At 63.6% G+C, this 25,672-nt stretch carries 23 protein-coding genes and 2 tRNA genes; 4 read left to right on the top strand and 21 right to left on the bottom strand.

Annotated elements, in window-relative coordinates:
• Positions 1–347: 347 nt before the first annotated feature.
• Complete coding sequence (locus M5B96_RS29470; RefSeq protein ID WP_248800440.1) at positions 348–2,315, top strand: DNA topoisomerase III; 1,968 nt, start codon at positions 348–350, stop codon at positions 2,313–2,315.
• On the opposite strand, the gene M5B96_RS29465 is transcribed toward M5B96_RS29470, so the two are convergent.
• From M5B96_RS29465 to M5B96_RS29395, 15 genes are read right to left on the bottom strand one after another with little or no spacing between them, the layout of a single operon-like run.
• A complete protein-coding gene (locus tag M5B96_RS29465; protein WP_248800439.1) occupies positions 2,307–3,542 on the bottom strand; it encodes a hypothetical protein in 1,236 nt (411 codons plus the stop codon). The genes M5B96_RS29470 and M5B96_RS29465 overlap by 9 nt on opposite strands.
• Entirely contained in the window at positions 3,539–5,080 is a 1,542-nt protein-coding gene (locus tag M5B96_RS29460; RefSeq protein ID WP_248800438.1) for an acyl-CoA dehydrogenase family protein, read from the bottom strand. The genes M5B96_RS29465 and M5B96_RS29460 overlap by 4 nt, the downstream gene beginning before the upstream one ends.
• Positions 5,077–6,069, bottom strand: a complete 993-nt coding sequence (locus tag M5B96_RS29455; RefSeq protein ID WP_248800437.1) for an SDR family NAD(P)-dependent oxidoreductase — start codon at positions 6,067–6,069, stop codon at positions 5,077–5,079. The genes M5B96_RS29460 and M5B96_RS29455 overlap by 4 nt, the downstream gene beginning before the upstream one ends.
• Positions 6,066–7,277 carry a beta-ketoacyl-[acyl-carrier-protein] synthase family protein gene (locus tag M5B96_RS29450; protein ID WP_248800436.1) on the bottom strand — a complete coding sequence of 404 codons (1,212 nt, stop codon included), beginning with the start codon at positions 7,275–7,277 and terminating at the stop codon, positions 6,066–6,068. Before M5B96_RS29450 ends, M5B96_RS29455 begins: the two co-directional genes overlap by 4 nt.
• Positions 7,274–7,531: an acyl carrier protein gene (locus M5B96_RS29445; RefSeq protein WP_248800435.1), complete on the bottom strand. Its 258-nt coding sequence runs from the start codon at positions 7,529–7,531 to the stop codon at positions 7,274–7,276. Before M5B96_RS29445 ends, M5B96_RS29450 begins: the two co-directional genes overlap by 4 nt.
• A gap of 14 nt (positions 7,532–7,545) precedes the next feature.
• Entirely contained in the window at positions 7,546–8,325 is a 780-nt protein-coding gene (locus M5B96_RS29440) for an outer membrane lipoprotein-sorting protein (RefSeq protein WP_248800434.1), read from the bottom strand.
• Positions 8,322–10,682: an ABC transporter permease gene (locus M5B96_RS29435; RefSeq protein ID WP_248800433.1), complete on the bottom strand. Its 2,361-nt coding sequence runs from the start codon at positions 10,680–10,682 to the stop codon at positions 8,322–8,324. The genes M5B96_RS29440 and M5B96_RS29435 overlap by 4 nt, the downstream gene beginning before the upstream one ends.
• The gene (locus M5B96_RS29430) at positions 10,679–11,365 is read right to left on the bottom strand and encodes an ABC transporter ATP-binding protein (protein ID WP_248800432.1); all 687 of its coding nucleotides are present in this window, start codon (positions 11,363–11,365) and stop codon (positions 10,679–10,681) included. The genes M5B96_RS29435 and M5B96_RS29430 overlap by 4 nt, the downstream gene beginning before the upstream one ends.
• 18 nt (positions 11,366–11,383) lie before the next feature.
• A complete protein-coding gene (locus tag M5B96_RS29425) occupies positions 11,384–12,514 on the bottom strand; it encodes a hypothetical protein (protein WP_248800431.1) in 1,131 nt (376 codons plus the stop codon).
• A complete protein-coding gene (locus tag M5B96_RS29420) occupies positions 12,511–12,963 on the bottom strand; it encodes an SRPBCC family protein (RefSeq protein ID WP_248800430.1) in 453 nt (150 codons plus the stop codon). The genes M5B96_RS29425 and M5B96_RS29420 overlap by 4 nt, the downstream gene beginning before the upstream one ends.
• Before the next feature lie 16 nt (positions 12,964–12,979).
• Positions 12,980–15,589: an aminotransferase class III-fold pyridoxal phosphate-dependent enzyme gene (locus M5B96_RS29415; protein WP_248800429.1), complete on the bottom strand. Its 2,610-nt coding sequence runs from the start codon at positions 15,587–15,589 to the stop codon at positions 12,980–12,982.
• Complete coding sequence (locus M5B96_RS29410; protein WP_248800428.1) at positions 15,586–16,638, bottom strand: fatty acid desaturase family protein; 1,053 nt, start codon at positions 16,636–16,638, stop codon at positions 15,586–15,588. The genes M5B96_RS29415 and M5B96_RS29410 overlap by 4 nt, the downstream gene beginning before the upstream one ends.
• Positions 16,623–17,645: a hypothetical protein gene (locus M5B96_RS29405; RefSeq protein ID WP_248800427.1), complete on the bottom strand. Its 1,023-nt coding sequence runs from the start codon at positions 17,643–17,645 to the stop codon at positions 16,623–16,625. The genes M5B96_RS29410 and M5B96_RS29405 overlap by 16 nt, the downstream gene beginning before the upstream one ends.
• Before the next feature lie 12 nt (positions 17,646–17,657).
• Positions 17,658–17,924, bottom strand: coding sequence for a phosphopantetheine-binding protein (locus tag M5B96_RS29400; RefSeq protein WP_248800426.1), 267 nt, complete (start codon positions 17,922–17,924; stop codon positions 17,658–17,660).
• 41 nt (positions 17,925–17,965) lie between these two features.
• Positions 17,966–19,666 (bottom strand): AMP-binding protein, encoded by a 1,701-nt coding sequence (locus M5B96_RS29395; RefSeq protein ID WP_248800425.1) that lies wholly within the window; start codon positions 19,664–19,666, stop codon positions 17,966–17,968.
• A gap of 320 nt (positions 19,667–19,986) precedes the next feature.
• Here M5B96_RS29395 and M5B96_RS29390 point away from each other — a divergent pair, with 320 nt between their 5' ends.
• Positions 19,987–20,859 (top strand): SPFH domain-containing protein, encoded by an 873-nt coding sequence (locus tag M5B96_RS29390; RefSeq protein ID WP_248800424.1) that lies wholly within the window; start codon positions 19,987–19,989, stop codon positions 20,857–20,859.
• Between the two features lie 84 nt (positions 20,860–20,943).
• Here M5B96_RS29390 and M5B96_RS29385 read toward each other — a convergent pair whose 3' ends face one another.
• The 3 genes from M5B96_RS29385 to M5B96_RS29375 form a co-directional block, all read right to left on the bottom strand.
• The gene (locus tag M5B96_RS29385; protein WP_248800444.1) at positions 20,944–21,483 is read right to left on the bottom strand and encodes an NADPH-dependent FMN reductase; all 540 of its coding nucleotides are present in this window, start codon (positions 21,481–21,483) and stop codon (positions 20,944–20,946) included.
• Positions 21,484–21,610: 127 nt separating this feature from the next.
• On the bottom strand, positions 21,611–21,877 hold the full coding sequence (locus tag M5B96_RS29380) for a hypothetical protein (protein ID WP_248800423.1): 267 nt from the start codon (positions 21,875–21,877) through the stop codon (positions 21,611–21,613).
• Positions 21,874–22,077 (bottom strand): hypothetical protein, encoded by a 204-nt coding sequence (locus M5B96_RS29375; RefSeq protein ID WP_248800422.1) that lies wholly within the window; start codon positions 22,075–22,077, stop codon positions 21,874–21,876. The genes M5B96_RS29380 and M5B96_RS29375 overlap by 4 nt, the downstream gene beginning before the upstream one ends.
• 321 nt (positions 22,078–22,398) lie before the next feature.
• Between M5B96_RS29375 and M5B96_RS29370 the strand changes: the two genes are divergently transcribed.
• Entirely contained in the window at positions 22,399–23,082 is a 684-nt protein-coding gene (locus M5B96_RS29370; protein WP_248800421.1) for a phytanoyl-CoA dioxygenase family protein, read from the top strand.
• A 110-nt stretch (positions 23,083–23,192) separates the two neighbouring features.
• Here the strand turns inward: M5B96_RS29370 and M5B96_RS29365 are convergent.
• A tRNA-Val gene (locus M5B96_RS29365) sits at positions 23,193–23,269 on the bottom strand.
• Between the two features lie 161 nt (positions 23,270–23,430).
• Positions 23,431–23,507: transfer RNA gene (locus M5B96_RS29360), tRNA-Val, on the bottom strand.
• A 186-nt stretch (positions 23,508–23,693) separates the two neighbouring features.
• Between M5B96_RS29360 and M5B96_RS29355 the strand changes: the two genes are divergently transcribed.
• Positions 23,694–24,977: an NAD(P)/FAD-dependent oxidoreductase gene (locus tag M5B96_RS29355; RefSeq protein ID WP_248800420.1), complete on the top strand. Its 1,284-nt coding sequence runs from the start codon at positions 23,694–23,696 to the stop codon at positions 24,975–24,977.
• A gap of 28 nt (positions 24,978–25,005) precedes the next feature.
• On the opposite strand, the gene M5B96_RS29350 is transcribed toward M5B96_RS29355, so the two are convergent.
• A complete protein-coding gene (locus tag M5B96_RS29350; protein WP_248800443.1) occupies positions 25,006–25,665 on the bottom strand; it encodes a peptidase C39 family protein in 660 nt (219 codons plus the stop codon).
• Between the last annotated feature and the right edge of the window lie 7 nt (positions 25,666–25,672).

Here is a 25,672-nt window from a genome sequence, read left to right as displayed (position 1 = left end):
ACGGATAGACATGGCAAGTTCCTTTGGCTGTCGAAAGTCTGAGTAGTCTGGTAGCTCGGCGCATTCTCCGCTTGGACGTATGTGCTGCCGGCTTGGAATGAACTTTAGACGACCAACAAAAACAGGACAATCCACCAAAACAAGGAATCATTGTTTCCATATCAGGGACAAAAAACCATTTCAATCTCCGCCCAATTCGCCTCTATCACCAACAGCAGTGCCTATTCGGTGAGGCTCGCCAGCAAAGTCGAAACAAAAGCTGTATATACATACAGATAAAGGTTGCCCGCCGCGCCAACACTGAGCATCCTGTAGCCCTTGCCAGGCGCTGATGAAACAAGGTGGTTATGCGGTTGTTCCTCTGTGAGAAGCCCTCCCAGGCCAAAGACATTGCCGCCGTGCTCGGCGCGACGCGGCGCGGCGACGGCTGCTGGACGGGGCCGAATGCCACCGTCACCTGGTGCATCGGCCATCTGCTGGAAACCGCCCCGCCGGATGCCTACGACGCGCGCTACAAACGCTGGGTGCTGGCCGACCTGCCGATCGTCCCGGACAAATGGAAGATGCAGGTCAAGCCCAAGACCGCCAGCCAGTACAAGGCCGTCAAGCGCCTGCTCGGCGAGGCCAGGGAACTGGTGATTGCCACCGACGCCGACCGCGAAGGGGAAATGATTGCCCGTGAGCTGGTGGAGCATTGTCGTTACCGCGGGCCTATCCAGCGACTCTGGCTGTCGGCTCTGGACGACGCCTCGATCCACAAGGCGCTGGCGGCGCTCAAGCCCGGTAGCGAAACCTTTTCACTCTATCACTCAGCCCTGGGTCGCTCGCGGGCCGACTGGCTGATCGGGATGAACATGAGCCGCCTGTTCACCCTGCTCGGCCGTCAGTCCGGCTACCAGGGCGTGCTGCCGGTGGGACGCGTGCAAACCCCGACCCTGCGTCTGGTGGTGGACCGCGACCGCAGCATCGCCGACTTCGTGCCGGTGGCTTACTGGGCGATCGACGTGCACCTGCTGCACGACGGCCAGCCCTTTATCGCGCAGTGGCGCGCGCCGCAGGACGCCTGTGACGACCAGGACCGTTGCCTCGACCAGGCCCTTGCCCGGCAGGCCGCAAGCGCCATGGGCGCGGCGCCCGGCGCGAGGGTGGTGAAGCTCAAGACCGAGCGGATTCGCGAGGCCGCCCCGCTGCCCTTCGATCTCGGCACCTTGCAGGAAGTGTGCTCGAAAAGACTGGGGCTGGGTGCCCAGGAGACACTGGACATTGCCCAGGCGTTGTATGAAACCCACAAGGTCATCACCTACCCGCGCAGCGATTGCGGCTTTCTGCCCCTGAGCCAGCACGGCGACGCGAGCCGGGTCCTGGCGGCGCTCGGACGGGCTGATCCGAGCCTGGACAAACTGGTGCCGTATCTCGATCCGACGCGCCGCTCGCGAGCCTGGAACGACGCCAAGGTCACCGCCCACCACGGCATCATCCCGACGGGCAGCGGCGCCAGCCTCGAGCGCTTGCAGGGCAAGCCGCGCGCCGTCTACAGCCTGATTCGCGCCCGCTACCTGGCACAGTTCCTGCCCAATCACGAATATGACCGGACCCAGGCCGATTTCGACTGTGCCGCGCAGGCATTGCGGGCCGTGGGCAAACAGATCGTCGAACCGGGCTGGAAACGTGCCCTGCCTGAAGCGCTGGCACCGGCCAAGGGCCGCGAAGCCCCCGAGCCGCAGGCCTTGCCGGCGTTACGCGAAGGCACCGAGTGCGCGCTGAGCCGGATCGACCTCAAGGACCTCTGGACCCAGCCGCCAAAACCCTTCACCGAAGGCGACCTGATCAAGGCGATGAAAAACGTCGCCAAGTATGTGGAGGACCCGCGCCTCAAGCAGAAACTCAAGGACACCACCGGCATCGGCACTGAAGCCACCCGCGCCGGCATCATCCAGGGCTTGCTCGATCGCAGTTACCTGGTCAAGCACGGCAAAAGCCTCGCTGCGACCCCGGCGGCCTTCAGCCTGATCGATGCGGTGCCACGGGCGATTGCCGACCCGGGCACCACGGCGATCTGGGAACAGGCACTGGACATGGTGCAAAGCGGCGAGATGAGCCTGGAAGAGTTCGTCGCCAAGCAGGCGGCCTGGATGAGCAAGCAGGTGGGGCGCTGTGTCGAGTTGAAGTTGCAGATCACGATGCCGGCCGGGATGGCCGGACAAGTCGCGGCGCCCTGGAAGAAGAAACGCAAGGCGGCGGGAGCCAAGACAGCAAGGACCCGGCGTACGCCAAAGTCGGCGGCCGGATCGATTGCACCCAGGGTCTCAGAATGAATAACGCACGGCATTGACCCAGCGGGTCTGGTCTTCGTAGTAACCAAAGCTGCCCCGGCTGCCGTCAAATACATCGAGCCCGCTGCGCAGTTGCCAGTGGGCATCGAGGTCGTAACGCATTTCCAGGGCGGCATACTGCGCGGACTGCCGCAAGTCCTGGGCGACATACGCGGTCAGGTAGAGCCGCCCCTGGAGCATCTCCCGGCGTATCGCCAGGCTGACGATTTCCGAGCGATCCTGGTCAAGGGCCTGCCCGACATCGTCTTTCCACAGGTTGTAATACTGCACGCCGAAGAACCAGTCCCCAGTCAGATAGTCGACGCCCAGCAACAATTGCTGCTGGCGGTTCTTCTGCACATCAACGATTCCCGCCGGATCCCGGTAGTAGCGATAGGCATCCGGGGTGAGTGCCGCCTCGCCCTTGACCACCACCGGCCCGACGGGCATGGCAAAGGAGCCGCCGAACAGGGTGCGGCGCTGCAATTGCTGGCGATAGCTCAAGCCGCTACGCGTGAGCTCCGGAGTCAGGGTGTCTTCGGTTTGCCAGCCATGCCAGGCATTGAGGGAGTAGTCGACGCCCGCGGCATTGCCGCTCCAGCGCAGTGCCGGGGTCCAGTCCGCCGGCTTGCGCCAGTCCGGATCGGCGGCGTCGCTGCGGGGCACGCCGCTCAGCAGATCGCCGACCCGAGGTTCGGCGAAGCGCCCGTCACTGGCCGGCAGCAGGTCCTTGCGGGTCTGCGGAATCAACAACAGCTGCAGCGACTGGTCCTCGAATACCGAGCACTCGCTGTTGAGCATCGCCAGCGGGCGGCGCTGCTGGACATAGTCACCGAAGTAACCTTCGCGCCGGTCGAACGGATGAATGACGTCCAACACCCGCAAACGATCGGCGCTGCCCCATACCACCTGCTGCACACCGACGGTCGAGGTACAGCGTTCACCCTGGTATTCGGCGAACAGCTCGCGCGGTTCGATCTCGTGGTAATCGCCGTCGAGCTTGTTCTCCTGCAACGCCCTGACCTGCGCCTTCAGCCGCCAGCCCGAATCGCCTTGCCAGGCACTGCCCAGCAGAGCGGAATACTCGTCCAGTCCCCACTCGCCCTCACGGGTCACGGCCTGGCGGGTCTCCAACCGAGCGTTGAAATCCGCCGCGTCAAGGACACCGGCCTGGCTGTCGACACCAACCAGCAACATCAGCGCGCCCAGGCTCAAGGTTCTGTTGATCATACCTCCTCCCCACACACGAGCAGCTCATCGAGCGCGACCTCCTCGTCGGCACGCACCCGGTCGAAAACACCGATCCGGGCATCGACCCAGCCACCCAGCCCGGCCAGGCTGAAACGCGGCGAAGCCAGATGCTCCCAGTCGCGCTCCGCCGCCGCCAGGCGGGACATCACCCAGGGCCGGCAATGCTCTTCCAGGGCCTGGGCCGAGAGCATCAGCCAGGCGATGCACTGCCCCAACTGGAGCACCTGTTCGGACAGGCGCTCGTGGCCTCGCGGCGGCAGCCGTTCGCTGGCAATCCAGGTTTCCAGGCGCTGGAGGGCCTGTTGACCGTAGGGCATGAACGCCAGATACGCCCTGATGACGGCCGGCTGTTCCAACACCCGCTGACCGATAAAGGCCGCCAGGGTCTGCGACGGCCCCTCGAACAGACGGGTGATGCGCGCATCGCGCCAGAGCTGGCCGATGGGATTGTTATCGCAGTAGCCACGCGCACCGAGCATCTGCAGGGCGCTGTCGCTGACTTCACCCAGGAGTTCACTGGCCAACCACTTGACCGCCGCGAGGACCTCGGCCGGCGGCGCGGGCTGCCCCTGGTCCAGGCCGGTGGCCAGGTCGTCGACCCAACCGCCCAGGGCGGTGGCGGCGCAGACAGCCGCCCCGATCAGCGCCTGGGTATGCTCGTGGTCCCAGAGCCGCTGGGTGCCCAGGGAACGACGCGTGCTGTAGCGAGTCATCAATTGCACGCAGCGCCACAAGGCACCGACACAGGTTGCGGCAATACCCAGGCGACCGAAGACCATGGTGTCGCTGGCGACCGCCATCCCGGCGAACGGGCTACCCAATACCTGCTCCGCACGGGCCTCGACGGCCTCGAAATGCACCTGGTTCTGGACCATGCCCTTGAGGCCGAGGGTCAGCGCCTCGCTGCCCTGGCGCAGGCCCGGCTGCTCGGCATCCAGGCAGAAACCGATAAAGCCGCAGTCGCGGCCCTGCTCGTCCAGGTGCCGGGCAAACACCGAAATCACCCCGGCCCAGGCGGCGGAGCCGCACCAGGACTTGCGCCCATCCAGGCGCCAATGCTCGCCCTCGCGGCGTGCCGTGGCCGCCATGTTCAACGGATTGGAACCGGCGCCCTGCTCGGTCAGGGCAAAGGCCGCGAGCATCCGCCCGGTGGCCAGTTGGGGCAGGTAACGCGCCTTCGCCGTGGCCGAGCCGAAACGCTGGATCGGGCGAATGCCCAGGCCGTTGTTGAGCCCGACGAAAAATGCCAGGGTCAGGTCGATGGCGCCCAACTGACGCTGCACCCGCAACAGTTCGAACGTCGAAAAACCGAGCAGGCCCCCCTGCTCCTCGGCGACCTGCATGCCGAGTACCCCGCGATTACCCAGGGCCAGCACCAGGTGTGGCGGCAGACAGCGGCGCACATCCATCAGGCGGAAATCCAGGCGTCCGACCCAGTCCTGCAACCACAGGTTCAGCTCGACAACGGCCGGGGTGTCGGGACGCGCCGCCAGGGCCAATGCGGTCCATGCATTCATTGCTCAATCTCCTGTCGAGCCAACAACCAACGGGCCGTTTCGCCAACCAGTTGTTCCAGGCTCTGGCGGGGCGCGAACCCCACCTGCTGGCGCGCCTTGTGGGTCCGGTAGTAGACATTCATCCCCAACAGGCGGAGCACATCCGCCGAGAGTCGCAAGGGGATGATCGAAGTCAACAGATCCAGCGGTCGCAGCAGCGCCACGATCCACTTGAGGGTCGAACCCGCAGGCTGCCAGCGCGGCTCGGGCACACCCAGCGCGCGGCCCATGCCGGTGAACAATTCGCGATAGCTGACGTTCAGGCTGCTGAGGATGTAACGCTCGCCACACCGGCCCTTGTCCATGACAGCCAGCACCCCCTGTACCAGGTCCTCGGCGCCGATCACGGCGATCCCGCCGGGCGGGATAAAGGGCAGGCGCCGCTGGCGCAGGTCGAGCATGACCTTGCCCCAGCCATGCACTACATCGCAGTGCGGGGCAATGACAGCCGAAGGGCAAGCGATGACGATGTCCATGCCTTCCCGGCAGAACTGCCGGACCCGCTCCTCGGCCGCGCGTTTGCTGTGCATGTACGCCAGCTTGAAGGCGGCGCCGTTGTAGGCCATATGTTCATCCGCCTCGCCGGCCGGATAGCCCACCGCGGCAATCGACGACACATGCAGCACCCGGCGCACACCGGCACGGCGCGCCGCGTGCAGCAGGTTGACCGTGCCTTGCACATTGACCGCGAACATCCGCGCCCGGGCGCTTTCATAAGGCAGCGCCAGGCCGGCGGCGTGATAGATCTGCTCGACACCGTCAAGCGCGCGGTCGAGACCGGCCGGATCGAGCAGGTCGGCCACTCGCCACGCTACCCGCTCACTCACCTGCGCCAGGGCCGGTGCCGGGTCGTTCGCCAGGACCAGCACGGCAACCGCCTCACCACGAGCCAACAAAGCCCGTACGATATGACTGCCCAGGCAACCGCTGGCCCCCGTCACCAGAATCATTGCCCAGCCTCCACGGCTCGCCCCAGGGCCAGCGAAACATTCAGTCCGCCGAAGGCAAAGGAGTTTTTCAGCCAGGCCTCGACCCGGGCCGGACGGGCGCCTTCGGTGACGTAATCGAGGTCGCATTCGGCATCCGCCGCCTGGTAATTCAGGGTCGGCGGAATCCGCTCGTGCAAGGTCGCCAGCAGCCCGCCGATCAACTCCACCACTCCCGCCGCGCCCATCAGATGACCGATGGCCGACTTGACCGAAGACACCTGCAAGCGGTCCGCATGGGCGGCAAATACCTGGCGGATTGCCGCCGTTTCACAGCGGTCGTTGAGCAAGGTGCCGGTGCCATGGGCATTGATATAGCTGAAGCGTTCCGGCGCCAGCCCACTGCTGGCCATCGCCTGGCGCATCGCCAATGCGGGGCCGTCTACCGACGGCTTGAGCAGGTCGCCGGCATCGCTGTTGACGCCATAGCCCAGCACGCGCGCCAACACCCGGGCACCCCGCGCCCGGGCGTGGGCCAGGGTTTCCATGACCAGCACACCCCCGCCCTCCCCCAGGACCATGCCGCGCCGGCCGGCGGAAAACGGTCGGCAGGTGTCCGGCGCCATGGCCCGCAACGCTTCCCAGGCTTTCCACACCAGCGGGTTGAGACAGGCATCGGTACCGCCGGCCAATACCAGGTCGGCGTCGCCATGACGCAGGAGCCGATAGGCCTCGCCGACGGCCTGGGTCGAAGAGGCGCAGGCGGTACTCAAGGTCATTGCCGGACCCTTGAAACCATGGCGCAGGCTCAGGTGACTGGCCGCGGCATTCGCCATCACCCGAGGCACCGTCCAGGGCGCCAGGGTCTGGCTGCCGGCCTGGTAAAGATCCAGGTAGGCGCTGTGCAGGGAGTCGCTGCCGCCCACCGCCGTGCCCATATACACCGCACAGCGATGGGCATCGACCGCGCTCATGTCCAGCGCCGCCATATCCAGCGCCTCGCGCCCGGCCAGCAGCGCGAACTGGGTCGAGCGGTCGAACATCAACAACTCGTTGGCGCTGAAGCGGCCTTCCAGCGTCTGCTCGGGCAGCGCACCGGCATTGCAGTTCCCCGGCAGCCATGGCACCCGGGCAATCGCGCAGCGCGCCTGGGCCAGGCCGTCCCACAAGGCTTGCCGACCGATACCGAAGGGCGACACACAACCGACGCCCGTGATCACGACCTCATTCATGAAGCGACTCGCAGGCCCGCCAGTTGCTCGGCGAGGATCTCGATCAGGCGCGCCACCGAACTGATGTCGGTGTGGCTGTAGCTGGACAGATTGACCTGGAAGCGCTTCTCGATGGCGTACGTCAGCTTCAGCACGTCCAGCGAGTCGAGCCCCAGCTCGTCGATACTGAGCTGGATATCCAGCTCGCTGATGTCCAGTTCAAGGGTCGTGGCCAACAGTTCCAGGACCACGGTTTCCAGGGGTTGAGTCGACATGATGGGTACTCGGATCAATGTTCGGTGCGCAGGGCGCGCTGGGTGAAATTGGCTTCGGCAATGCCGGGGTTGATGCTGACCTTCTCGACGATCATCCGGGTGCTCTTGTTCGCGGCCAGGTTGAACATGGTCTGCGCGGTCGGTCGGCTGAAGCCGCCCACCACCTGCAGGCCGTCGGTCTTGAGCTGCTTGACCAGCGTGCCCTGGGCGTCGAAGTAGTCGATCTGCACCGGGTAGCGGCTGCTCTCTTCGAGGTAGTAGACCTTGCGCGAATAACCGGAGATGCGCGCCTCTTCGGTCTGCGCCCGGGCCTCGATCCGCCGACAGGCCGGCCAGCTCAGGCAGGCTTCAGGCTGGCCCAGGCTGGTGAACTGATAGCTGGCGAGCTTGTAGTCCTCGAAATCCTCATAGGTGAAGTCGGTACCCATGAACCAGTTCTGCTTCTGCGAACCGGCCAGGCGCCGCAGGTTCTTGGTCGAGGGGGTGTAGGACCAGATATCGTTGGTCGCCGCACCGCTGTCCTCGATCAACAACGCGACGTTCTTCACCGCCGCTGGCGCCGTGAAGCGCACCAGCGTGCCGGTGCGTTCGCTCATGCGCTTGTCCAGCCGTGTGAGCTGGCGGGTGAAGGTCAGGTGGTCGGCCTCGAACAACTCCATGCGGTAGTCGATCTGTTCATCCTGGGCTTTCATGCGGCGGTCGGAGTCCTGCATGATCGACAGGGCATCGTCGGCCAGCACCGGCCCGGAGCAGGCGAGCAACACGGGTAAAACGGCAAGCAATCGGCGAGTCATCCGAAATTCCTGAGTTTGAGGGTGTCGACCGCGGGGATGCGTAACACATGGCGAATGGCAGGCATCGCCGCGAAGGGAATGATCAGCAGCGCGGGCAGGATCACCCGGAGGAAATCGCTGGACGCCGGATCGGTGTTGATCTTGAACCAGACATCGGTCAGGCGATGGTTGAGCACCGCGCCCAGCCCGTAGCCCAGGGGCATGGCAACCAGGCCAGCGAGCACGGCGATGCTGAAGGTTTCACAGAGCATGATCAGCGACACGTTGCGGTCGCTGAAGCCGAGGATGCGCAGCACCCCGTATTCAGCGCGCCGTCCGACAATGCTGAAGTTCATGCTGGTCACGGCGAACAGCAAGGCGATCGCAATGCTCATCAGTGCCGAGATATGGATGATCACCCAGATATGCGAGCTGATTTCGAGGATGGCCGCGACAATGTCCTGTTTCGAGGTCACCCGCACCACACCCGGCACCGCGTAGATCCGCGCGTCTTCCAGGCCGGATGAACCGGCATCGACCAGATAGGCACCGGTAAACTGTTCATCCAGCGCCAGCATCCGCCGGGCGTAATCCTTGCTGGTGATCACCTCGCCCGGCAGGGCCCCGGAGAACACTCCGACGACCGTCGTCGGGTAATCGTTGCCACGAACCTTGAGGGTCAGCCGATCACCGGGCCCGACACCCTGGGCAATCGCGATACGCCGCTCGATCACCACGCCATCGCGATCGCCATCGAGGAGCATGCGCCCCTGCATCAGGTTGACATGGCGCACGCCGTCGGCCGGCTCGATCCCCAACAGGCTGGCATTGTCCAATTGCCCACGGCCACTGACCTGGGCACCGCCCTTGACGAAAGTCGACCAGCGACTGCCCGGCGCCAGCGCCTCCAGACGCGCGACATCCTCATCCCACCAAGGCACATCCAGGTCGACCACACGACTCCAGTTGTCGCGCTCGACGTTGCTGATGGCGGTGCGTTCCATGGAGGTCAGGGAAATGTAGAAGGCGATGGTGATGGCGATGCTCGCCGCCATGGCGAGCACGGTCACCAGGCTGATGCGCCAGTTGCGCAGCAGGTTGCGCAAGGAGTAACGAAACCAGAACGGCCCACCGATATGGCTCAGGCAAGCGACCATGCGCTGGGCCAGTGGCTGCTCCTGGCCGGCGCCGACATCACGCAGGGCATCCATCGGCGTGATACCGAGGATCGCCCGCATGGGCAGGTACATGCCCAGGGCCACGGTGCCGCACAGCACCAGTCCGGCGCGCCACAGATAGGGCAGCTGGAACACCAGGTGTGGTTCCGGCATGCCGATGGCCCGGGCGTAGTTCAGGCCGAACGCATACATGTCGAACAGGGCAAAGCCACAACCGAGCAACAACGCCGTCGCGACCAGCATCAGCGCCGGCAGGCTGTAAGCGCAGGCGACCTGGCGACGGGTATAGCCGAGGGTGAGGAACATGGCGATCAGCGGCCGCTCTTCCTTGGCCCACTGGTACATCAGGAAGAACACCACCAGGGTCGACGACAGGGCGAAGATCAGCACCACCGTGGGCAGGAACACCTTGAAGGTGTTGAGGTCCAGCTCAAGGAATTTCTGGCTGAACTGCTCCTGGCGCGGCAGCACATAATCGACCGCCAGGCGAGTCTGCGCGCGCTCGGTCACGGCATGTTTGATCCGGCCCAGGTCGGCATCCGCCGACAGGCTGAAGAGCAGACTGTTCACCGCCGCGAACCCCAGTTGCTGGCGCATCAGCGCCTGGTCGGCGAACACCACGCACAACGAACCGTTGCTCGGCACATAGACACTGGGGTTCAACGGCGCCACCAGGTATTCCGGGCTTTCGACGATGCCGACCACCTCGACCGGGTAATCGGCATGGCCGGACACGAAGCTGAACCTGTCCCCTACCCGCTTGCCATGGAACTCGGCGCAGTTGCGCTCCAGCACCACCCCGGCGGGATCTTGTGCGTCGGGCAGCCGACCGTCGAGCACCTTGAGCCGGTTGACCGTGGTGAAATCCTCAGCCGGCGAGCTGATCATCAGTGCCGCCACCGGCTGCTCGCCGCCCAGGGGCACCAGCCCGGGCATCAACAGCCGCGGATAGGTCGCGCTCACTCCGGGGATCTCATCGAACACCGGCAGATTGATCTGCTCGTCAGGGGCGAAGATCACTTCCAGCCCGGCCATCGCGGCCGATGACTGGATGTCCTCGACGGTATTGAACAGGCTGTCGATGGCCGAGTAGGCCCCCACCAGCACGCCGAAGGTCGAGGCGCAGATCAGCGCGATGGTCAGCAACCGGTAACGAATGACCAGGATCGAACGCAGCACATGCCGGACCAGCATATTCATTGGGCGGCCCTGTACAGGTGACCGGAGCGCATTTCGTAGACCTGGTCGGCATGCTGTCCCAATGCCGGGTTATGGGTGACGATCACCACAGTCACCTGTTTCTCCTCCTGCATCTGGCGCAGCAACTCGAACACCCGCATGCCGGTTTCCTCATCCAGGCTGCCGGTCGGCTCGTCGGCGAGGATCAGCTGCGGTTCCTTGATCAGCGCGCGGGCAATCGCCACGCGCTGCTGCTGCCCGCCGGAGAGCTTGGCGGGAAACTTCTCGGCGTGCTCTTGCAGCCCGACCTTGTGCAGGTACTCCTCGGCCCGCCGATGGTCCTGGACGGTAACCGTGCGGATCGGCTCCAGGCCGGTTAGTACGTTTTCCTTGACCGTCAGCGTCGGGATCAGGTTGTGGAACTGGAAAATGAAGCCGACCCGCTCGGCGCGAAAGCGCGTCAGGGCGGCAAAGTCCATCGTCTCGAGCCGCGCATCGCCGACCCGCACCTGGCCTTCGTCGACCCGGTCGAGGCCGCCGAGGATATTGAGCAAGGTGGTCTTGCCCGAACCCGAGATGCCGCGGATCACGGTCATGCTGGCCCGCGCGATCTCCAGGTCGATATGGTTGAGCACCAGGCTGCGGCCATCGCCACTGGGGTAATACTTCTTCAATCCCGCGAGGGAAATCAGGGGGGTGTCCATACGGTTTACAACTCCGTTTCAGAGCGATGGTTCAACGAGATCGAGGCCGAAAACGCCATAGCGCTTGGTCCGGCGCATACCCAGGTTGCGTGCCAGCACATAGCTGGAAGGGTTGCGGTCATCGATCCACATGGTGTCGACGCGACTAAAGCGCGGCTCGGCATAACGCACGATCTCCTCGCCGATCAACCGGCCCAGGCCACTGCCCTGCACGGTGGGATCGGCGCCGATCAGCGCGATCACCGCGCCCTCGACGCTGCGTTTGTACTGCCCCAGTTTGAACAGGTCGAACAGCCCCAGGCGGCCCTTGAGCTTGTCGAGGATCTGGTTGAGGTCCGGCAGGATCAGGAAAAACGCCACGGCGCGCCCGTCCAGCTCGATCAGCTTGATGCCCTCCAGGTCAATGAAGGTCTTGACGCTGTCGATCTGGAACTTGAAGCTCGCCGCGGAAATCGGCGCGACCTCGTAGTTCGCGGCAAAGGCACTGTTGAACAGGCAGCGGATTTCGTCGAGATTGCCCCGCAGATCGGCGCGGCTGGCGCTGCGCACACTGAACTGGCTGCCCGGCATCACCCGCTCGCTGCGGTTGGCCTTGCGCCGCACCTTGTACTGCTCGGCCGTCACGCCGTAGGTGCTGAAGGTAAAGGCCAGTTCGAAACCCAGTTGCTTGAGGGTGTCGGCATACCAGAGCGGGTTGTAGGTCTGTAGCAGCGTCGGCGCGCGCCCGTCGATATTCTCCAGCAGCAGCGCCGCGTCCTGGGTCGAGGTGTAGCTGTAGGGACCCAGCAGGCGCGATTTGCCACGGGCCTTGGCCCAGTTGCCGACGGCTTCGAACAAAGCCCTGGCCACTGCCGGGTCCGGTGCGACCTCGAAGAAACCGAAGAACACGTGCTCGGCGCCAAACCGCTCGTTATAGGCGGCGTGGATACTCACGCTGATCCGGCCCTGTACCTGCCCCCGGGCATCCACCGCGAGGAAATGCTCGATCTCGGCCTCACGGAAAAACGGGTTGTGCCGCGGCGAAAGCATCCGCTTCATGTCACTGCGCAACGGCGCAATCCACAGCGGATCGTCGGCATACAGCCGGAACGGCAACTCGATGAACTGCTTCAGGCGCTTGGCGCTGTCGACCACTTGAACGGTAATCATGCGATGTCCAACAGCTGTTGCATATTGCGATGGCGCGCATCGAAGATACGGTTCATGTAGGCATTGACGAACAGCCATTCCAGCGCCGCGCCGCCGATGGCCCGGTAGGTGACCCGGTCGGTATAGAGCGTCCCGCCCTCGGCGGCCTCGACCCGATGCTCATGGCGAAACGCGCTGAGCGGCCCCTTGATCATCTCGTCGATGAAGTGCTGGTTGTCCTTGACCTCGCGAATGCGCACGGTCCAGTTGGCCGGGATGAAACCGAACATCCAGTGGCGGAAACGGAACTCGCGCCCCTGCTCGATGCGCAGGTCGGCGATATCGATCTTGCCCAGCGGCGTGACCCGCTCCGGGAAGATCTTCGGGAAGTTGGCACCTTCCAGGCAAAAGTCGAACACTTCGGCGCAGCTGCGCCCCTTGATCAACGTGGTCTTTTCCAATACGGGCATGTGAGGTGTGCTCTCTTCAGATGGGTTCGGCGACCGTGGCGAAACGTTCGGCGTAACGCTGCCAGGCCTGCGGATCCAGGGCCTTGTCGAAACTGCGCAAGCCGGCCAGCTTGAAACCGTGGCGCCCGGCCAGGCCTTCGATCAGTTCCAGGTCGTCATTGCTCAGGTCCAGCCCCAGGCTCGCATGCCGCCACTCGCCTTCGAGGGCGAGCATCATGGTCTCGGCCATGCAGGCGTAGGCCAGGTCGTCGGGGATCCCGTAGCGCGAACCCAATCGCGCGGCACCCGGCATCTCGACAATGCCACCGTCGAGCACCAGCACATCGGGGCGGCGGGCGGCAATATCCTGGCTGACATTGGCCGGCCGCGAGATGTCGCAAAGAATGGTGCCGACGGCGATATCGTCGGCGCTGATGAAGCGTTCCGCGCTGTTGGTCGCGATCAGGACCAGGTCGGCATCCGCCAGCGACTGCTGGACATCGTTGCTCCACTTGAGCGGCGTGCGGCTGCCGTTTTCGTCCAGCAACGCGCGCCCCAGCCCGGCGGCATCCCGGCCTTGCAGGCGTTGACCGATCAGCGCCAGGACACTGCCGTCGGCCGCGACGCTCTGCGCGCCGTAGGCCACCAATTGAGTGATCACCGAAGCGAAGCGCGGCGTATTGAAACGCGCGCTCTTGGGGTTGCCGACCAGGGTCACTTGGCCGGCCTGACCAGCGATCAGCCGGGCGATGGCGGAACCGATACTGCCCGTGGCACCGATGACCGCGACGCGCATGTCCTGCATGCGCCGCCCGGTCAGGTGCACCGCGCGACAGGCGGCCTCGACCGCGGTGAGCAAGGTATAGGTGTTACCGGTGGTCAGGGGGATGCCTTTGTCCAGCAGGCGCAGGCCGCCGCCGGTGACGATCGAGGTATGCCCGCCCAGGCCCACCAACTTGGCACCGCGCCCCTTGGCCATGTCGATGGCCTGGCCGATCAGGGCACAGGACTCTTCCACCGGCATCGCCGCCATCTGCGCCGCCGAACGCGGCACCATGATCAGGTCGCCGCTGACCTTGCGCCCGGTGGCCGGCGAAGTCAGTTCGACCGTGGAGACGAAAAATGGATCGAGCAGCGGGTTGAGGCGCTCCTCGAGCATTTGCAGGGAATGGCGCGAATAATGACTGAGGCTTTCATCGAACTCGGCGTAGTTCTCCAGTTCCAGCGGATGGAGAATGAAGGCGAAGTGATTATCGGCAACCGGCTCGTCGAAGCGTGCGGTGTTCAAGGGCAGGCCCCGGGCTCCGGGGAAACCGGCCTCGGCCTCCAGCAGATGCGCCAGCAAGGTACCGGTGCGTCCTTCGGCCACCAGTTGCAGGGTCCGCGCCAGCGCTTGCAGGAAGTGCTCGCACTCGGCGCGCCCGGCAATCAGCGGCGGCTCCACGCGCATGACGCTGGCGCCATTGAGCGTCGGAGCGACGCGCACGCCTTCGACATTCAACAGGTAGCTGGCCAGCACCGGGACCAGGCTTTCCTGTTCGCCCATGATGCCGGTGAACCCGCCGTGAAACTGTGGGTAATGACTGCGGTCGAGGGTGAACTCGATGCCAATCAGGTAACCGGCGCCCCGCACCTCGCGGATAAACGTCGGGTAGCGCTGCGCCAGCGCCTGCAATTGCTCCAGCAGATAGGTGCCGTTGTCGCGAACGTTGTCGAGCAACTCCGGCTGGTCGCGCAGCAGGTCCAGCACTTTCAGGCCGATACGGCAGGCCAGGGTGTTGCCGCCAAAGGTCGAGGAATGCTTGTTCTGGAAGTCTTCGCTATAGGCACTCTCGGCCAGCAGGCAGGCGCCGATCGGCATCACCCCGCCGCCCAGGGCCTTGGCCAGCAGCAGGCAGTCGGCCTGCACACCTTCGCTGGCGAAAAGCTTGCCGGTACGCCCGAGCCCGGTCTGTACCTCGTCGATGATCAACAGCGTGCCGTGGCGATCACACGCCGCGCGAACGGCCTGGAGGTAATCGGCCGGCGGCAGGTTGATCCCGCCCTCGCCCTGGATCGGCTCGACGATGATCGCCGCATACGCTTCCGGATAACGCTGCAATTGCGCCTCGAGGGCCCGGATGTCGCCGTAGTCGACAAAGTCGAAACCTGGCAGCGGCGCCTGGAAGCCCTCCTGGTATTTATCCGAACCGGTGGCGGACAAGGCCCCCAGGGTCTTGCCGTGGAAACTCTGATGGGTCGACAGGATGCGCTTGCGTCCGGTCTTGATCAGGCAGGCTTTCAAGGCCGCCTCGACGGTTTCCGCCCCACTGTTCTGGAAGGTCACGCTGCGGTACTTGCCCGGCGCCAGTTCCAGCAGGCGCTCGGCCAACCGGCCACTGGCCGCCAGGCACGACGGCTGGACGAAGATCGGCTCGCGGCTGAGCTGGAAGCTCGCCAGCTCAGCCAACAACGCATCCGGACTATGGCCGAAGGGCAACGCCCCATAGGCGCCGAGGAAATCCAGGTAGGCCTGCCCCGCCGCGTCATAGAGATAGCAGCCCTCACCGCGGACAAAGGTCTTGTCGAGCCCGACCCGGCGGATCAACTCGCCGATGGCCGGGTTGACATGCTGTTCGAAGGGACTGATTTCTTGCCAGCGGCTCATGAAGGATTCTCTGTCGGGTAAGGAGTGGAAGTCGGGCCCGGGTGCGCCGAAGCGGTCTGCCGGTACAGCTCGGCGGCCATGCCGTCTGCCGCCATGACCCGCTCATGGGCGCTCTTGAGGGCGTGATAGGGCAATGCCGGGAACAAGTGGTGCATCGCGTGGTAACGCTGGCTCAGGGGTTCGAACAACTCGATCCAACCGCCCTGGCGGGCATGGGTGGCGGAGTCGCTCAGTTGCCATTGCAACGAGACGGGATGACCGGGCGAGGCATAGCGGTGCGCCAGCCAGGTGCGGAACATATTGATGAACAGCACCCCGTAGATCACCGCGAGGAACCAGCCGATCCGGCTCCAGGGCAGCCACGCCGTGCCCGCGCCGGCAACCAATGCCCAGGCATACAGGCAGGTCAAGCCTTCGAGCAGGCGGTTGTAAGCCTGGCTGGCGGACAGCCGCGCCGGGTTGTTGCGGTAGGCGGCATGCAAGGTCACCGCGCTGTAGCGCTCGACCACCACCCGACGCAACGCCGGCAGGCACCAGGACAGCGGACCGGCCAGGGCGAAGCGCACCCACAGCAACAGCGGGGTCAGCAGCGTGCCCAGGGCCAACGTCGCCATGCTGCTGGCAAACCGTCGTTCGAACGGCAGGTACTCCGGGTCCTGGCGGGTGCCATAACGTGCCAGCGTGTGATGATCCATATGACTGAGGTAGAGGAACGACGGCAACATCAAGGGGATGCCGCAGGTCAGGTTCCATGCCAGATTGAATCCGCGCACCGCGCGCCGGGGCATATGGCTGAGCTCATGGATAAACATCGCGCAGCGATACAGGCTGAAGAGCGCGACCAGGTAGCAGCCGGCCTGCAGCCAGGGGCCGGCCACTTCCAGCAAGGACAACGCCGCCCAGAACGCCGCGATGTTGACGCCGAAGTCCAGCCAGTAACGCCAGGGCTGGTGCCGGCGCAGGTCGTCGACCAGCGGCCGCAGCGACTCGATAAAGCCGCGCTCGCCCTGCCCGGCCGCTGCCGGAGCAGGGTTCAAGGACGTTTCCAAATCACACCGTCCAGATAGAAGTGATGGAGCACCACGATCAAGGGCAGCAAGCCGACCGAGGGCATTTCCAGGCTCAGGACCAACAGGCTGGCCATACCGAGGCTGGCGAACCAGATCCAGGGCCGCTCGCCCATCTGCCTGACCCAACGATGCCCGGCGCCAAGGAGACCTGCCGGCACCGGCTGCTCGCGGGTTCTGCGCAAGCCGGCCTGCACGGTCGAGGTGCAGACCAGGTGGTATTGCAAGGCGTGGATGCTGGTACCGATCAGGATCAGCGCGTACAGGTCGCCCACCAGCAGGTAGGCCGCGTTGTACAGTCCCAACGAGACCGCCAGCATCACCAGCACGAACCTGGGCAAGGCCTCGCCACGCTGGCCCTGGCGCCATTGCCGCGCAATGAAGCGCAGGGTCACGCAGGCGAACACGGCGTAGGCCAGGGCGGACCAGAGCGGATCAAGCGGCGGCGTGGGGATGCTGATATTGGCAAACGGCAACGCCTGGCCGAAGAGCTGGTAATCACCGAAATGAAAGCCACCATGGCTGATCCGGTACAACAGCGGCGCGGCGAACCCAGCCAGTACCATCGTGCGGATCGGCGTGGTCGAGTGCTTATAGCCGGACTTGCGCGCATACAGCGCGGCCACGCCGAAGTGCTGCTTGCACACGTGATACGGCTGCCAGTACACCCAGATCGCCACCAGCCAGGCAAAGGCACCGAAAGCGTACAGCCCGAGACACAGGGCACTGATCAGCCCCAGGCTGGTCCAGAAACGCAGCTTGTGCCGCCGGTATTCCAGCGGCTCGGCGAGCAGCCGCACATGAGTGTGCAGCACGTGGGGGATATCCAGGAACAAGGCGAACAGCAAGGCGCCGATCAGAAAGGCCGGGCCGTGCAGGATCGCCAGTAGCAAGGCCACCGAAATCAGCGGGCCACCAATCAGGATGGCCCAGGTATCAGCCCGGGCGCTGACGAACCAGCTAGCCGCTTTATTAGGAATACCGGACATATTCACGCGCCCTCAGATGGCTGGAGACAGGTCGAACACATTCGCCCCTTCGAGCAATTGCGCCAGCTCGCGCAAGGTGGTCATGCCGTCGATCGGCTCGGACGGAATGCTCACCTCCAGCCGCCCGCGCAGCTCGGAGAGCAAGGTCAGTTGGCTGAGGGAGTCCAGGCCCAGGTCGAGCAAAGCGTCATCGGGTTGCAGCGGCATGCTGTTCAGATGGGCCGGCAGAATGCCTTGCAGCGAAAGACTACGAATCGTCTGACAAATAACATCGAACACAGGTGCTCCTTGCACGCAGGCAATCCATGCGGCTAAGTGGGTTAAACGGAAAGAGGGTTCGGGGTCGCGGCAACGCTGCTCAATTCACCGCCGAGATAGCGCCGGCACAGGGATTGGCGCTGGATCTTGCCACTGGTGGTCCTGGGAAAATCCGCACGCCGGATCAGTACCAGGTCGTCGACCTGGACACCCGCATGCCGGACCGCCGTGCGGGCCACCTCGCGGCGCAGATCGTCCAGCTCGCGCCCGGCCAGGGCGTTGCTCGCCATGACCACCACCACGCTTTCCCTGGCCAGGCGGCTGTCGATGCAGGAAAAGGCGGCGACCGATCCCGCGGCCAGTCCGAGTGAGCTTTCCAGGGCCCATTCGATGATCTGCGGACTGACGTTGACACCAGCGCGGGTGATCAGGTCCTTGGTCCGTCCGGTGATATAGATTTCGCTGTCGAGCAGGAAGCCGAGGTCGCCGGTGCTGTACCAGTCGCCGCCCTCGCGGCGTACCGGTGCAACCTTCAAGTACTGGCTGATCACCGAGGTCCCGCGAATCTCTATATGGCCCAGGCAGCCCTCACCCAGTGCGAGCCCGTGCTCGTCGGCGATGCGTAACTCGACCCCATCGACCACCTTGCCGTTGCCCAGGTAGGCAGCGGAACCGGCAGCCCCTTCGTGCAGTTCGATGACTTGTCCGAGACCATGCAGGGCACGGGTATCCAGCCAGCGCACGCGCAGCGGCTGGCCCGGAGGATTGAGGGAGACCGCCACCACGGCTTCGGCCATGCCATAGGCCGGTTGCAATACAGCGGGCTGCAGGCCATGGCGAGCGAACGCGGTTTCGAACTGCCGCAGGTGGTCATGGAACACCGGCTCGGCGCCGACCCAGGCGTAACGCCAGGCGGACAGATCCAGTTCACCGTCGCGCACCCGTCCGGCCAGACGATTGAGCAAGGCAAAGGCCGAAGTCGGCGCGGGCGACAAGGTGCCTTTGTAGCGCGACAGCGCCTGCAGCCAGGCGAGCGGTTGCCGGGAAAACTCACGTGTCGGCATCAGGACCAGATCGATGCCGCACCACCAGGCCAGGGTGATCGCCGACAGGCCCATGTCGTGATGCAACGGCAGCCAACTGACCATCCGGTCCTGCGGGCCGACCACGACGCGTTCGGCAATCGCCTGGCAATTGGCACTGAGCATGGCCTGGCTGATGCACACCGCCTTGGGCATGCCGGTGCTACCGGAAGTGAACTGCAGGATAGCCAGGTCGGCGGGGGCACAACGCGCCGGCTCATGCAGGGCTTGCACGGCGCCCAGCGCTTCGCCCAGGGCGACATCGGTCAGCACCCGGCTCGCCCACTCATCGGCCAACTGTTGCTGAACAGCCTCACTACCGAGAATCAGGGCCGGTTCGATCAACTCGAGCATGGCACTCAAACGACCGTCATCAAGCTTGCCGGAAGCCCCGCCCAGGTCATGGGGCAGCAGGGAAATGGCCAGGCCTTCAGCCCAGGCCGCCAGCGTCATCGACAACACGTCGAAGCCGGACGCCAGGGCAATGGCCACAACCTGACCACGCTGGAGTGCCCGGTGACTCAGCACACCGCGCACCTGGGCCACGCGCTCAAGCAGTTCGCGGTGATTGATCGAGACAGCCGCATCCTGTGTCAGAACAGTTGTTTGACGAGAATGAGAACTGGTCAGGAATTTTTCGAATAAGCACAAGCCGGTAGGCTGGACTATTCCATTAGCCATTTTTGTCGCTCCTTGACACAGGCGGCGCAATCTACAGATTGTCCGACAATGGGTCAATATGGCTTTTCAGTATCATCCAAAAAAAAATGACTGGCCGGTCGCGGCTGGCACTCAGGTCTGCGAGTGGCGTCTCAGCATCGAACAAGCCAGGTGGCTATCATGTCGGGCCGTCGATACAGGCGGCCGGACAGCTGCCCGGGACCGTTACGGTCGGCGAGGTAGCCTCCGACACTCAATTGGCCATGTTAGCGGGACGCGCTTGCTGAACACCCAGGCAGCGTATTCAGGGAGTGCTTTTCCGCTCATCAAAGGAACGAAATATGACCCGTAATATGATCGGCGGCGTGGCGGGCGGTGCGGCCGCATTGATCCTGCTCATCGTGTTTTTTGGCAGTTGGTACACCGTGGATGAAACGGAACGCGGGGTACTCTTGAGAAACGGCGCGCTCGTCGGCGTGGTGGACCCCGGGCTATCGTTCAAGACCCCGTTCATCGAGACGGTCAAGCTGATCAGCACCCAGAGCCAGGTCTCGGCCTACGAAAACCTCCAGGCCTACAGCAAGGACCAGCAATCGGCACAACTCAAGGTCTCGGTATCCTGGCACGTCGCCCCTTCCGATGTCGCCAAGGTGTACACCCAGTTCAAGGATATCGAGGGTATCCGCGACCGCCTGATCAGCCGCCAGGTCCCGACCCAGGTCGAGAATGTCTTCGGCCAGTTCAACGCCGTGGCCGCCGTGCAGAATCGCGTCCAACTGGTCAATGATATTTCCGCCGCGATCAAGGCATCGATCACCGGGCCGGTGATCATCGACAGCGTGCAGGTGGAGAATATCGACTTCAGCGACGCCTACGAGAAAGCCATCGAGGCGCGCATGGCCGCCGAAGTGCAGGTCAAGACCCGCGAACAACAACTGGCTACGGAACAGGTCCAGGCACAGATCCGCGTGACCCAGGCACAAGCCGAGGCCGACGCCCAATTGGCGCAGGCCAAGGCTGATGCCCAGGCCACCGAACTGCGCGGTCGAGCCGAAGCCGAAGCGATCAAGGCCCGCGCCCAGGCACTGGCGAGCAACCAGAACCTGGTGGAATTGACCAAGGCCGAGCGTTGGAACGGTGTGCTGCCGACGACCGTATTGCCAAGTGGTTCCCTGCCCTTCATCGATGTCCGACAGGACCGCAAGACCGACTGATTGCAGGAGCAAGCCTGTTCGCGATGGACGTCAAGAATGACGGGCATCGCGGCGGCGCCAGCTCACCGGCTCATCAAACGACGCCTATCGGAGCCGGGCTTGTTCATCGATCCAGCCCTTGAATGCCTCCAGGGCGGAAACGATTTGTTGGCGAACCTGTGGGTCTGCCGCGATGCTGATTTCATCCAGCTCTTTGGCCAGCAGATTCACGGTAATCGAAGCTGGTTCGACGATATTGGCTGACATCGTTTCCAGCACCAACCTGAGCGCCGCCTGCGCATGACTCGCCCGCGGCGATGCATTGAACAGCGCCACCGGCTTGCCGGGAAATTCGTGGCTGGCGACGAGCCAATCCAGCGCATTCTTGAACGAACCCGGGATACCGCGTGCATATTCGGGGCAGGAAATCAGGATGCCATCTGTCCGACCAATCAGTTCACGTAGCGCCACAACGATCGCCGGAGGGTTGTCCGCCAGGTCCGGATCGAAATGCGGCAACTGCCCCACCTCCAGATATTGCTGGATCGACATCCCTTCGAGGCTGAGCCGCTCCGCAGCGCGAAGTAGCGAGGCGTTTGAAGACGCAGCCCGAAGGCTCCCGGAGACTGCCAGTAACCGTACCATTGATACCCCGATGCAAGCGAAACACCCCGGAAAGAAAAGCTCGCTCAATAGTGAGCACCTGGGCGTTCAGCACCCATGAGCGCATTGTCCGCGAGTCTATGAATATCGACCAGAGCAGGAGCAGGAATCAGAGCTTTGAACCCAAGGTATGCGGCTTCAAACCTGCACTTGCGGAGCTCATGGAAGTCATTTCCGGCAGCTCTTCAATTTGCCTGCCAAGCTGGTGGACTTCCGCCCTGAGTGCCTGTAACTCGCTCGTGGCCCGATCAAGCAGCTCGCGATCGGATGGCAGGGACTGCTTATTGGAAACCCCACGCTTGCGGCCGCGACAAAAGGCAACGGCCATCAACAGCACGATACCGGCTACCCAAAGCAGAATGACTGTGACTTTCATTGCTCCACCTCCTGTACCGCACACACGTAAGAGAAGACAAAACAAAAAAGGCTGGTGACGAACAACGTGGCACTCAACAGCAGCATTTCGGGAGTTGCGCCCCCGGTCAAAAGGTACAAAGTCGAAAAACCGGTGATCGCCGCTCCAGCCCCCAAGCCAACCATCGAGTCAGCCACCCAGCGAATTGTTTTATTGTCCATGCCGCATCCTTGCGCAAAACGTAGCAGACCGCGTCTACCCCGATGTCCACCACCTGAAGTCCATTGATGGGTGAATAAAAGACCCATGCCTTGGGGTCGACTTTTCTGAAAATATGGAAAGCGGTCAACCGAGCGAATGTTTGATGGTATTTCAAAAGCGCCGCGGATCGCCCAAGGTCGGACTCCTCGCTCCTCGCAAACGCCCTGCTCTGCTATCGTGGAGCCCATCCGAACGCAACAAGGGCCGACATTGCCGAGGTTTTTTGCCCGGCTCCGGAGCGCTCGGCAAGACGCGTGGAGGCCAAGGGAGTTGAGGAAACCATGACTGACCGCGAGCAACTCCATCGAGATGGCTATGTGCTGCTTCGCCGAGCAATCCCGGCCGCGTGGCTGGGTGACCTTCGCAGCGCGTTCGACGCGGGCGTGAAGTCGTCGGAGCAATGGCCAGTACCGCGAGGCATGGACTGCCGTCATTCGCTGCTGGACCTGGATCCCAAGGTTCAGGCTGTGTGTCGCCTGCCCGAGCTGCTGGCGGTGGTGGGTGAGTTGATCGGAGAACGGTTCTTCCTTTCGCAAGTGGAAGGTCGCGAGCCCCTTGCAGGTGGCGGTCATCAGCAGTTGCACCGCGACTTGTCGGCCCAACGGCCCGGCGACATCGTGGGTGCCCTGGCTTATTTCGACGATTATGGCCCCGAGAACGGCGCGACGCGTATCGTCCCCGGCAGCCATCGCCCCGGGCAGGGAGAGCCGCCGTTCGACTTCAATGACGAGTCCCGGTCCGTGCAGCTTTCAGGCTCCGCGGGGGACATCCTGGTGTTTGATGTCGACCTGGTGCATGCGGGCAGCCTGAACGCAATCGGCACCCGCCGTCGCTCCATCCTGATCAGCTACTTTTCGCAGCTTCTATACGCGTCGCACCTGGAAACAGTGAACCTGCGCAATATTCGGATGGACACGAGAGATCGGTTCGATCCCGCGGATTTCGCCTTGGAAGTAGGCACCTGACTGGCGTTTTGAGGTGGTGGCTGTGCAACAATCTTGCACATCGCGGAAAGCAAAAAGGGGTCTACATCTCTGTAGACCCCTCTAGACCGCCCAGCAGAGCGGATTTTGTTTGGTAGGCGCGATTGGACTCGAACCAACGACCCCCACCATGTCAAGGTGGTGCTCTAACCAACTGAGCTACGTGCCTGCTGTGAGGCGGCATTCTACGGATTTCCGAAAGGCTGTCAACCCCTTTTCTTTCCGCTAAGCCTATGAATATGCGTATTTTTTAGTGAACACCCGGAAAACGAAAAAAGGGCCAACCTCTCGGTTGACCCTTTCTGACCGCCCAGCAGAGCGGATTTTGTTTGGTAGGCGCGATTGGACTCGAACCAACGACCCCCACCATGTCAAGGTGGTGCTCTAACCAACTGAGCTACGTGCCTGCTGTGGGGCGCCATTTTGCGGATTTTCTCAAAGCTGTCAACCTCTTTATTTCTCTAACCCTTTGAATACGCGTATTTTTTACTGAATCCCCGACAAACCGGCTTTTTCCCCGGGTGGCTGGCGGGGGTATTTCATCTGAGGTAGGATCAGGCCACTCGTAAAAAATATAAAACAGAGGTTGCAGGATGGCGAACACTCCCTACCCCCAGTCCTATTACGCCGCTTCGGCGAATCCGGTTCCTCAACGCCCCGCCTTGCAGGATGACGTCGAGACCGATGTGTGCGTGATCGGCGCCGGCTATACCGGGCTGTCCAGCGCACTGTTCCTGCTGGAGAACGGTTTCCGGGTCACGGTACTGGAGGCCGCCAAGGTCGGTTTCGGCGCGTCGGGCCGCAACGGCGGGCAGATCGTCAACAGCTACAGCCGCGACATCGATGTCATCGAACGCAGCGTCGGCCCTAAACAGGCACAGTTGCTCGGGCAGATGGCCTTCGAAGGCGGCCGGATCATTCGCGAGCGAGTAGCCAAGTACAATATCCAATGCGACCTCAAGGACGGCGGCGTATTCGCGGCTATTACCAAGAAGCAGATGGGCCATCTCGAATCGCAGAAAAAGCTCTGGGAGCGCTACGGCCATACCCAGCTCGAACTGCTGGACGAGCGACGCATTGGTGAAGTGGTCGGCTGCGACCAATACCTGGGCGGCATGCTCGACATGAGCGGCGGCCATATTCATCCGCTGAACCTGGCGCTGGGCGAAGCGGCCGCGGTCGAGTCGCTGGGCGGGACGATCTACGAACAGTCACCAGCGGTACGTATCGAACGTGGCGCCAACCCCGTGGTGCATACCCCGCAGGGCAAGGTCAGGGCCAAGTTCATCATCGTTGCCGGCAACGCCTACCTGGGCAACCTGGTGCCGGAGCTGTCGGCCAAGTCGATGCCCTGCGGCACCCAGGTGATCACCACCGAGCCGCTGAGCGACGCACTGGCGAAGTCGCTGCTGCCCCAGGACTACTGCGTCGAGGACTGCAACTACCTGCTGGACTACTACCGTCTTTCCGGCGACAAGCGCCTGATCTTCGGCGGCGGTGTGGTGTATGGCGCGCGGGACCCGGCCAATATCGAAGCGATCATCCGGCCGAAAATGCTCAAGGCCTTTCCGCAGCTCAAGGACGTGAAGATCGACTACGCCTGGACCGGCAACTTCCTGCTGACGTTGTCGCGCCTGCCGCAGGTCGGGCGCCTGGGGGACAATATCTACTACTCCCAGGGCTGCAGCGGTCATGGCGTGACCTACACCCACCTGGCCGGCAAGGTGCTGGCCGAGGCCCTGCGCGGCCAGGCCGAGCGCTTCGACGCCTTTGCCGACCTGCCGCACTACCCGTTCCCCGGCGGCCAGTTGCTGCGCACGCCGTTCACCGCCCTCGGAGCCTGGTATTACACCTTGCGGGACAAGCTGGGGATCTAAACGCCGCCGCTTGTGGCAACTACGGCCATCAGTGCCCGGCCAAGGTCTTCGTCGCCTGGGCCGCCGCTTGCTCCTGGCCGGCCTGGGCCAGGTCGCTGGCGGCTTTCAGCCAGCGCTGCCGGTCGACCTGGGCCGGCAATTGCGTCGGCGCCTGGATCAGCACCGCCCAACTACCGGCATCCTTCCAGGCCGAAGCAAAGGCGCTGAACTTCATCGGCGTCCGCGGACTCATGCCCGAGCGCAACAGTACGGTCTGTTTGGTTCGGTTGTAACCGACCAGCACCGCATAGCGTGGGGTCGACCAGACCCGGCCCTCGCTGAACCGCACCATGACCGGATAGCCGGCCGCCACCTGGGCCAGCAACGCCGACAACTCAGGGTCCAGCGGATACACCACCATGCCGTACTCACGGGCCAGGACCTGCATGTTGCGCTCAAGACCCTCCTCGGCCCCCGGCAACTTCAGCGGTTTCTCCAGCAATCCCGGGGTCACGCTGACACTTTGCTGCGACAGCATGGTGGCCAGGGCCATGGTGCCGCCTTGATAGGCCTCGCCACGGAAGAACGGCACCGCATTGAGCTCAACCCGCTCCGGCAGGCGCTGGACATCTGGCGCAACACCGCTGGCACAACCGCCCAATCCGAGCAACAAGGCGCCCACCAGCCACAAGCGCCGCCCCGCTACCATTTGCAAA

It is taken from the genome of Pseudomonas sp. MWU13-2105 (assembly GCF_023242315.1).
Lineage (GTDB): Bacteria > Pseudomonadota > Gammaproteobacteria > Pseudomonadales > Pseudomonadaceae > Aquipseudomonas.
The sequence above is the reverse complement of the archived record's forward strand: the minus strand, read 5'-3'. Positions and strand labels throughout refer to the sequence as shown.

Excerpts from the sequence above, each read along its gene's own strand:
- M5B96_RS29470 (WP_248800440.1), top strand. The coding sequence starts at position 348 with ATGCGGTTGTTCCTCTGTGAGAAGCCCTCCCAGGCCAAAGACATTGCC.
- M5B96_RS29465 (WP_248800439.1), bottom strand. The coding sequence starts at position 3,542 with ATGATCAACAGAACCTTGAGCCTGGGCGCGCTGATGTTGCTGGTTGGT.
- M5B96_RS29460 (WP_248800438.1), bottom strand. The coding sequence starts at position 5,080 with ATGAATGCATGGACCGCATTGGCCCTGGCGGCGCGTCCCGACACCCCG.
- M5B96_RS29455 (WP_248800437.1), bottom strand. The coding sequence starts at position 6,069 with ATGATTCTGGTGACGGGGGCCAGCGGTTGCCTGGGCAGTCATATCGTA.
- M5B96_RS29450 (WP_248800436.1), bottom strand. The coding sequence starts at position 7,277 with ATGAATGAGGTCGTGATCACGGGCGTCGGTTGTGTGTCGCCCTTCGGT.
- M5B96_RS29445 (WP_248800435.1), bottom strand. The coding sequence starts at position 7,531 with ATGTCGACTCAACCCCTGGAAACCGTGGTCCTGGAACTGTTGGCCACG.
- M5B96_RS29440 (WP_248800434.1), bottom strand. The coding sequence starts at position 8,325 with ATGACTCGCCGATTGCTTGCCGTTTTACCCGTGTTGCTCGCCTGCTCC.
- M5B96_RS29435 (WP_248800433.1), bottom strand. The coding sequence starts at position 10,682 with ATGAATATGCTGGTCCGGCATGTGCTGCGTTCGATCCTGGTCATTCGT.
- M5B96_RS29430 (WP_248800432.1), bottom strand. The coding sequence starts at position 11,365 with ATGGACACCCCCCTGATTTCCCTCGCGGGATTGAAGAAGTATTACCCC.
- M5B96_RS29425 (WP_248800431.1), bottom strand. The coding sequence starts at position 12,514 with ATGATTACCGTTCAAGTGGTCGACAGCGCCAAGCGCCTGAAGCAGTTC.
- M5B96_RS29420 (WP_248800430.1), bottom strand. The coding sequence starts at position 12,963 with ATGCCCGTATTGGAAAAGACCACGTTGATCAAGGGGCGCAGCTGCGCC.
- M5B96_RS29415 (WP_248800429.1), bottom strand. The coding sequence starts at position 15,589 with ATGAGCCGCTGGCAAGAAATCAGTCCCTTCGAACAGCATGTCAACCCG.
- M5B96_RS29405 (WP_248800427.1), bottom strand. The coding sequence starts at position 17,645 with ATGTCCGGTATTCCTAATAAAGCGGCTAGCTGGTTCGTCAGCGCCCGG.
- M5B96_RS29395 (WP_248800425.1), bottom strand. The coding sequence starts at position 19,666 with ATGGCTAATGGAATAGTCCAGCCTACCGGCTTGTGCTTATTCGAAAAA.
- M5B96_RS29390 (WP_248800424.1), top strand. The coding sequence starts at position 19,987 with ATGACCCGTAATATGATCGGCGGCGTGGCGGGCGGTGCGGCCGCATTG.
- M5B96_RS29385 (WP_248800444.1), bottom strand. The coding sequence starts at position 21,483 with ATGGTACGGTTACTGGCAGTCTCCGGGAGCCTTCGGGCTGCGTCTTCA.
- M5B96_RS29380 (WP_248800423.1), bottom strand. The coding sequence starts at position 21,877 with ATGAAAGTCACAGTCATTCTGCTTTGGGTAGCCGGTATCGTGCTGTTG.
- M5B96_RS29375 (WP_248800422.1), bottom strand. The coding sequence starts at position 22,077 with ATGGACAATAAAACAATTCGCTGGGTGGCTGACTCGATGGTTGGCTTG.
- M5B96_RS29370 (WP_248800421.1), top strand. The coding sequence starts at position 22,399 with ATGACTGACCGCGAGCAACTCCATCGAGATGGCTATGTGCTGCTTCGC.
- M5B96_RS29355 (WP_248800420.1), top strand. The coding sequence starts at position 23,694 with ATGGCGAACACTCCCTACCCCCAGTCCTATTACGCCGCTTCGGCGAAT.
- M5B96_RS29350 (WP_248800443.1), bottom strand. The coding sequence starts at position 25,665 with ATGGTAGCGGGGCGGCGCTTGTGGCTGGTGGGCGCCTTGTTGCTCGGA.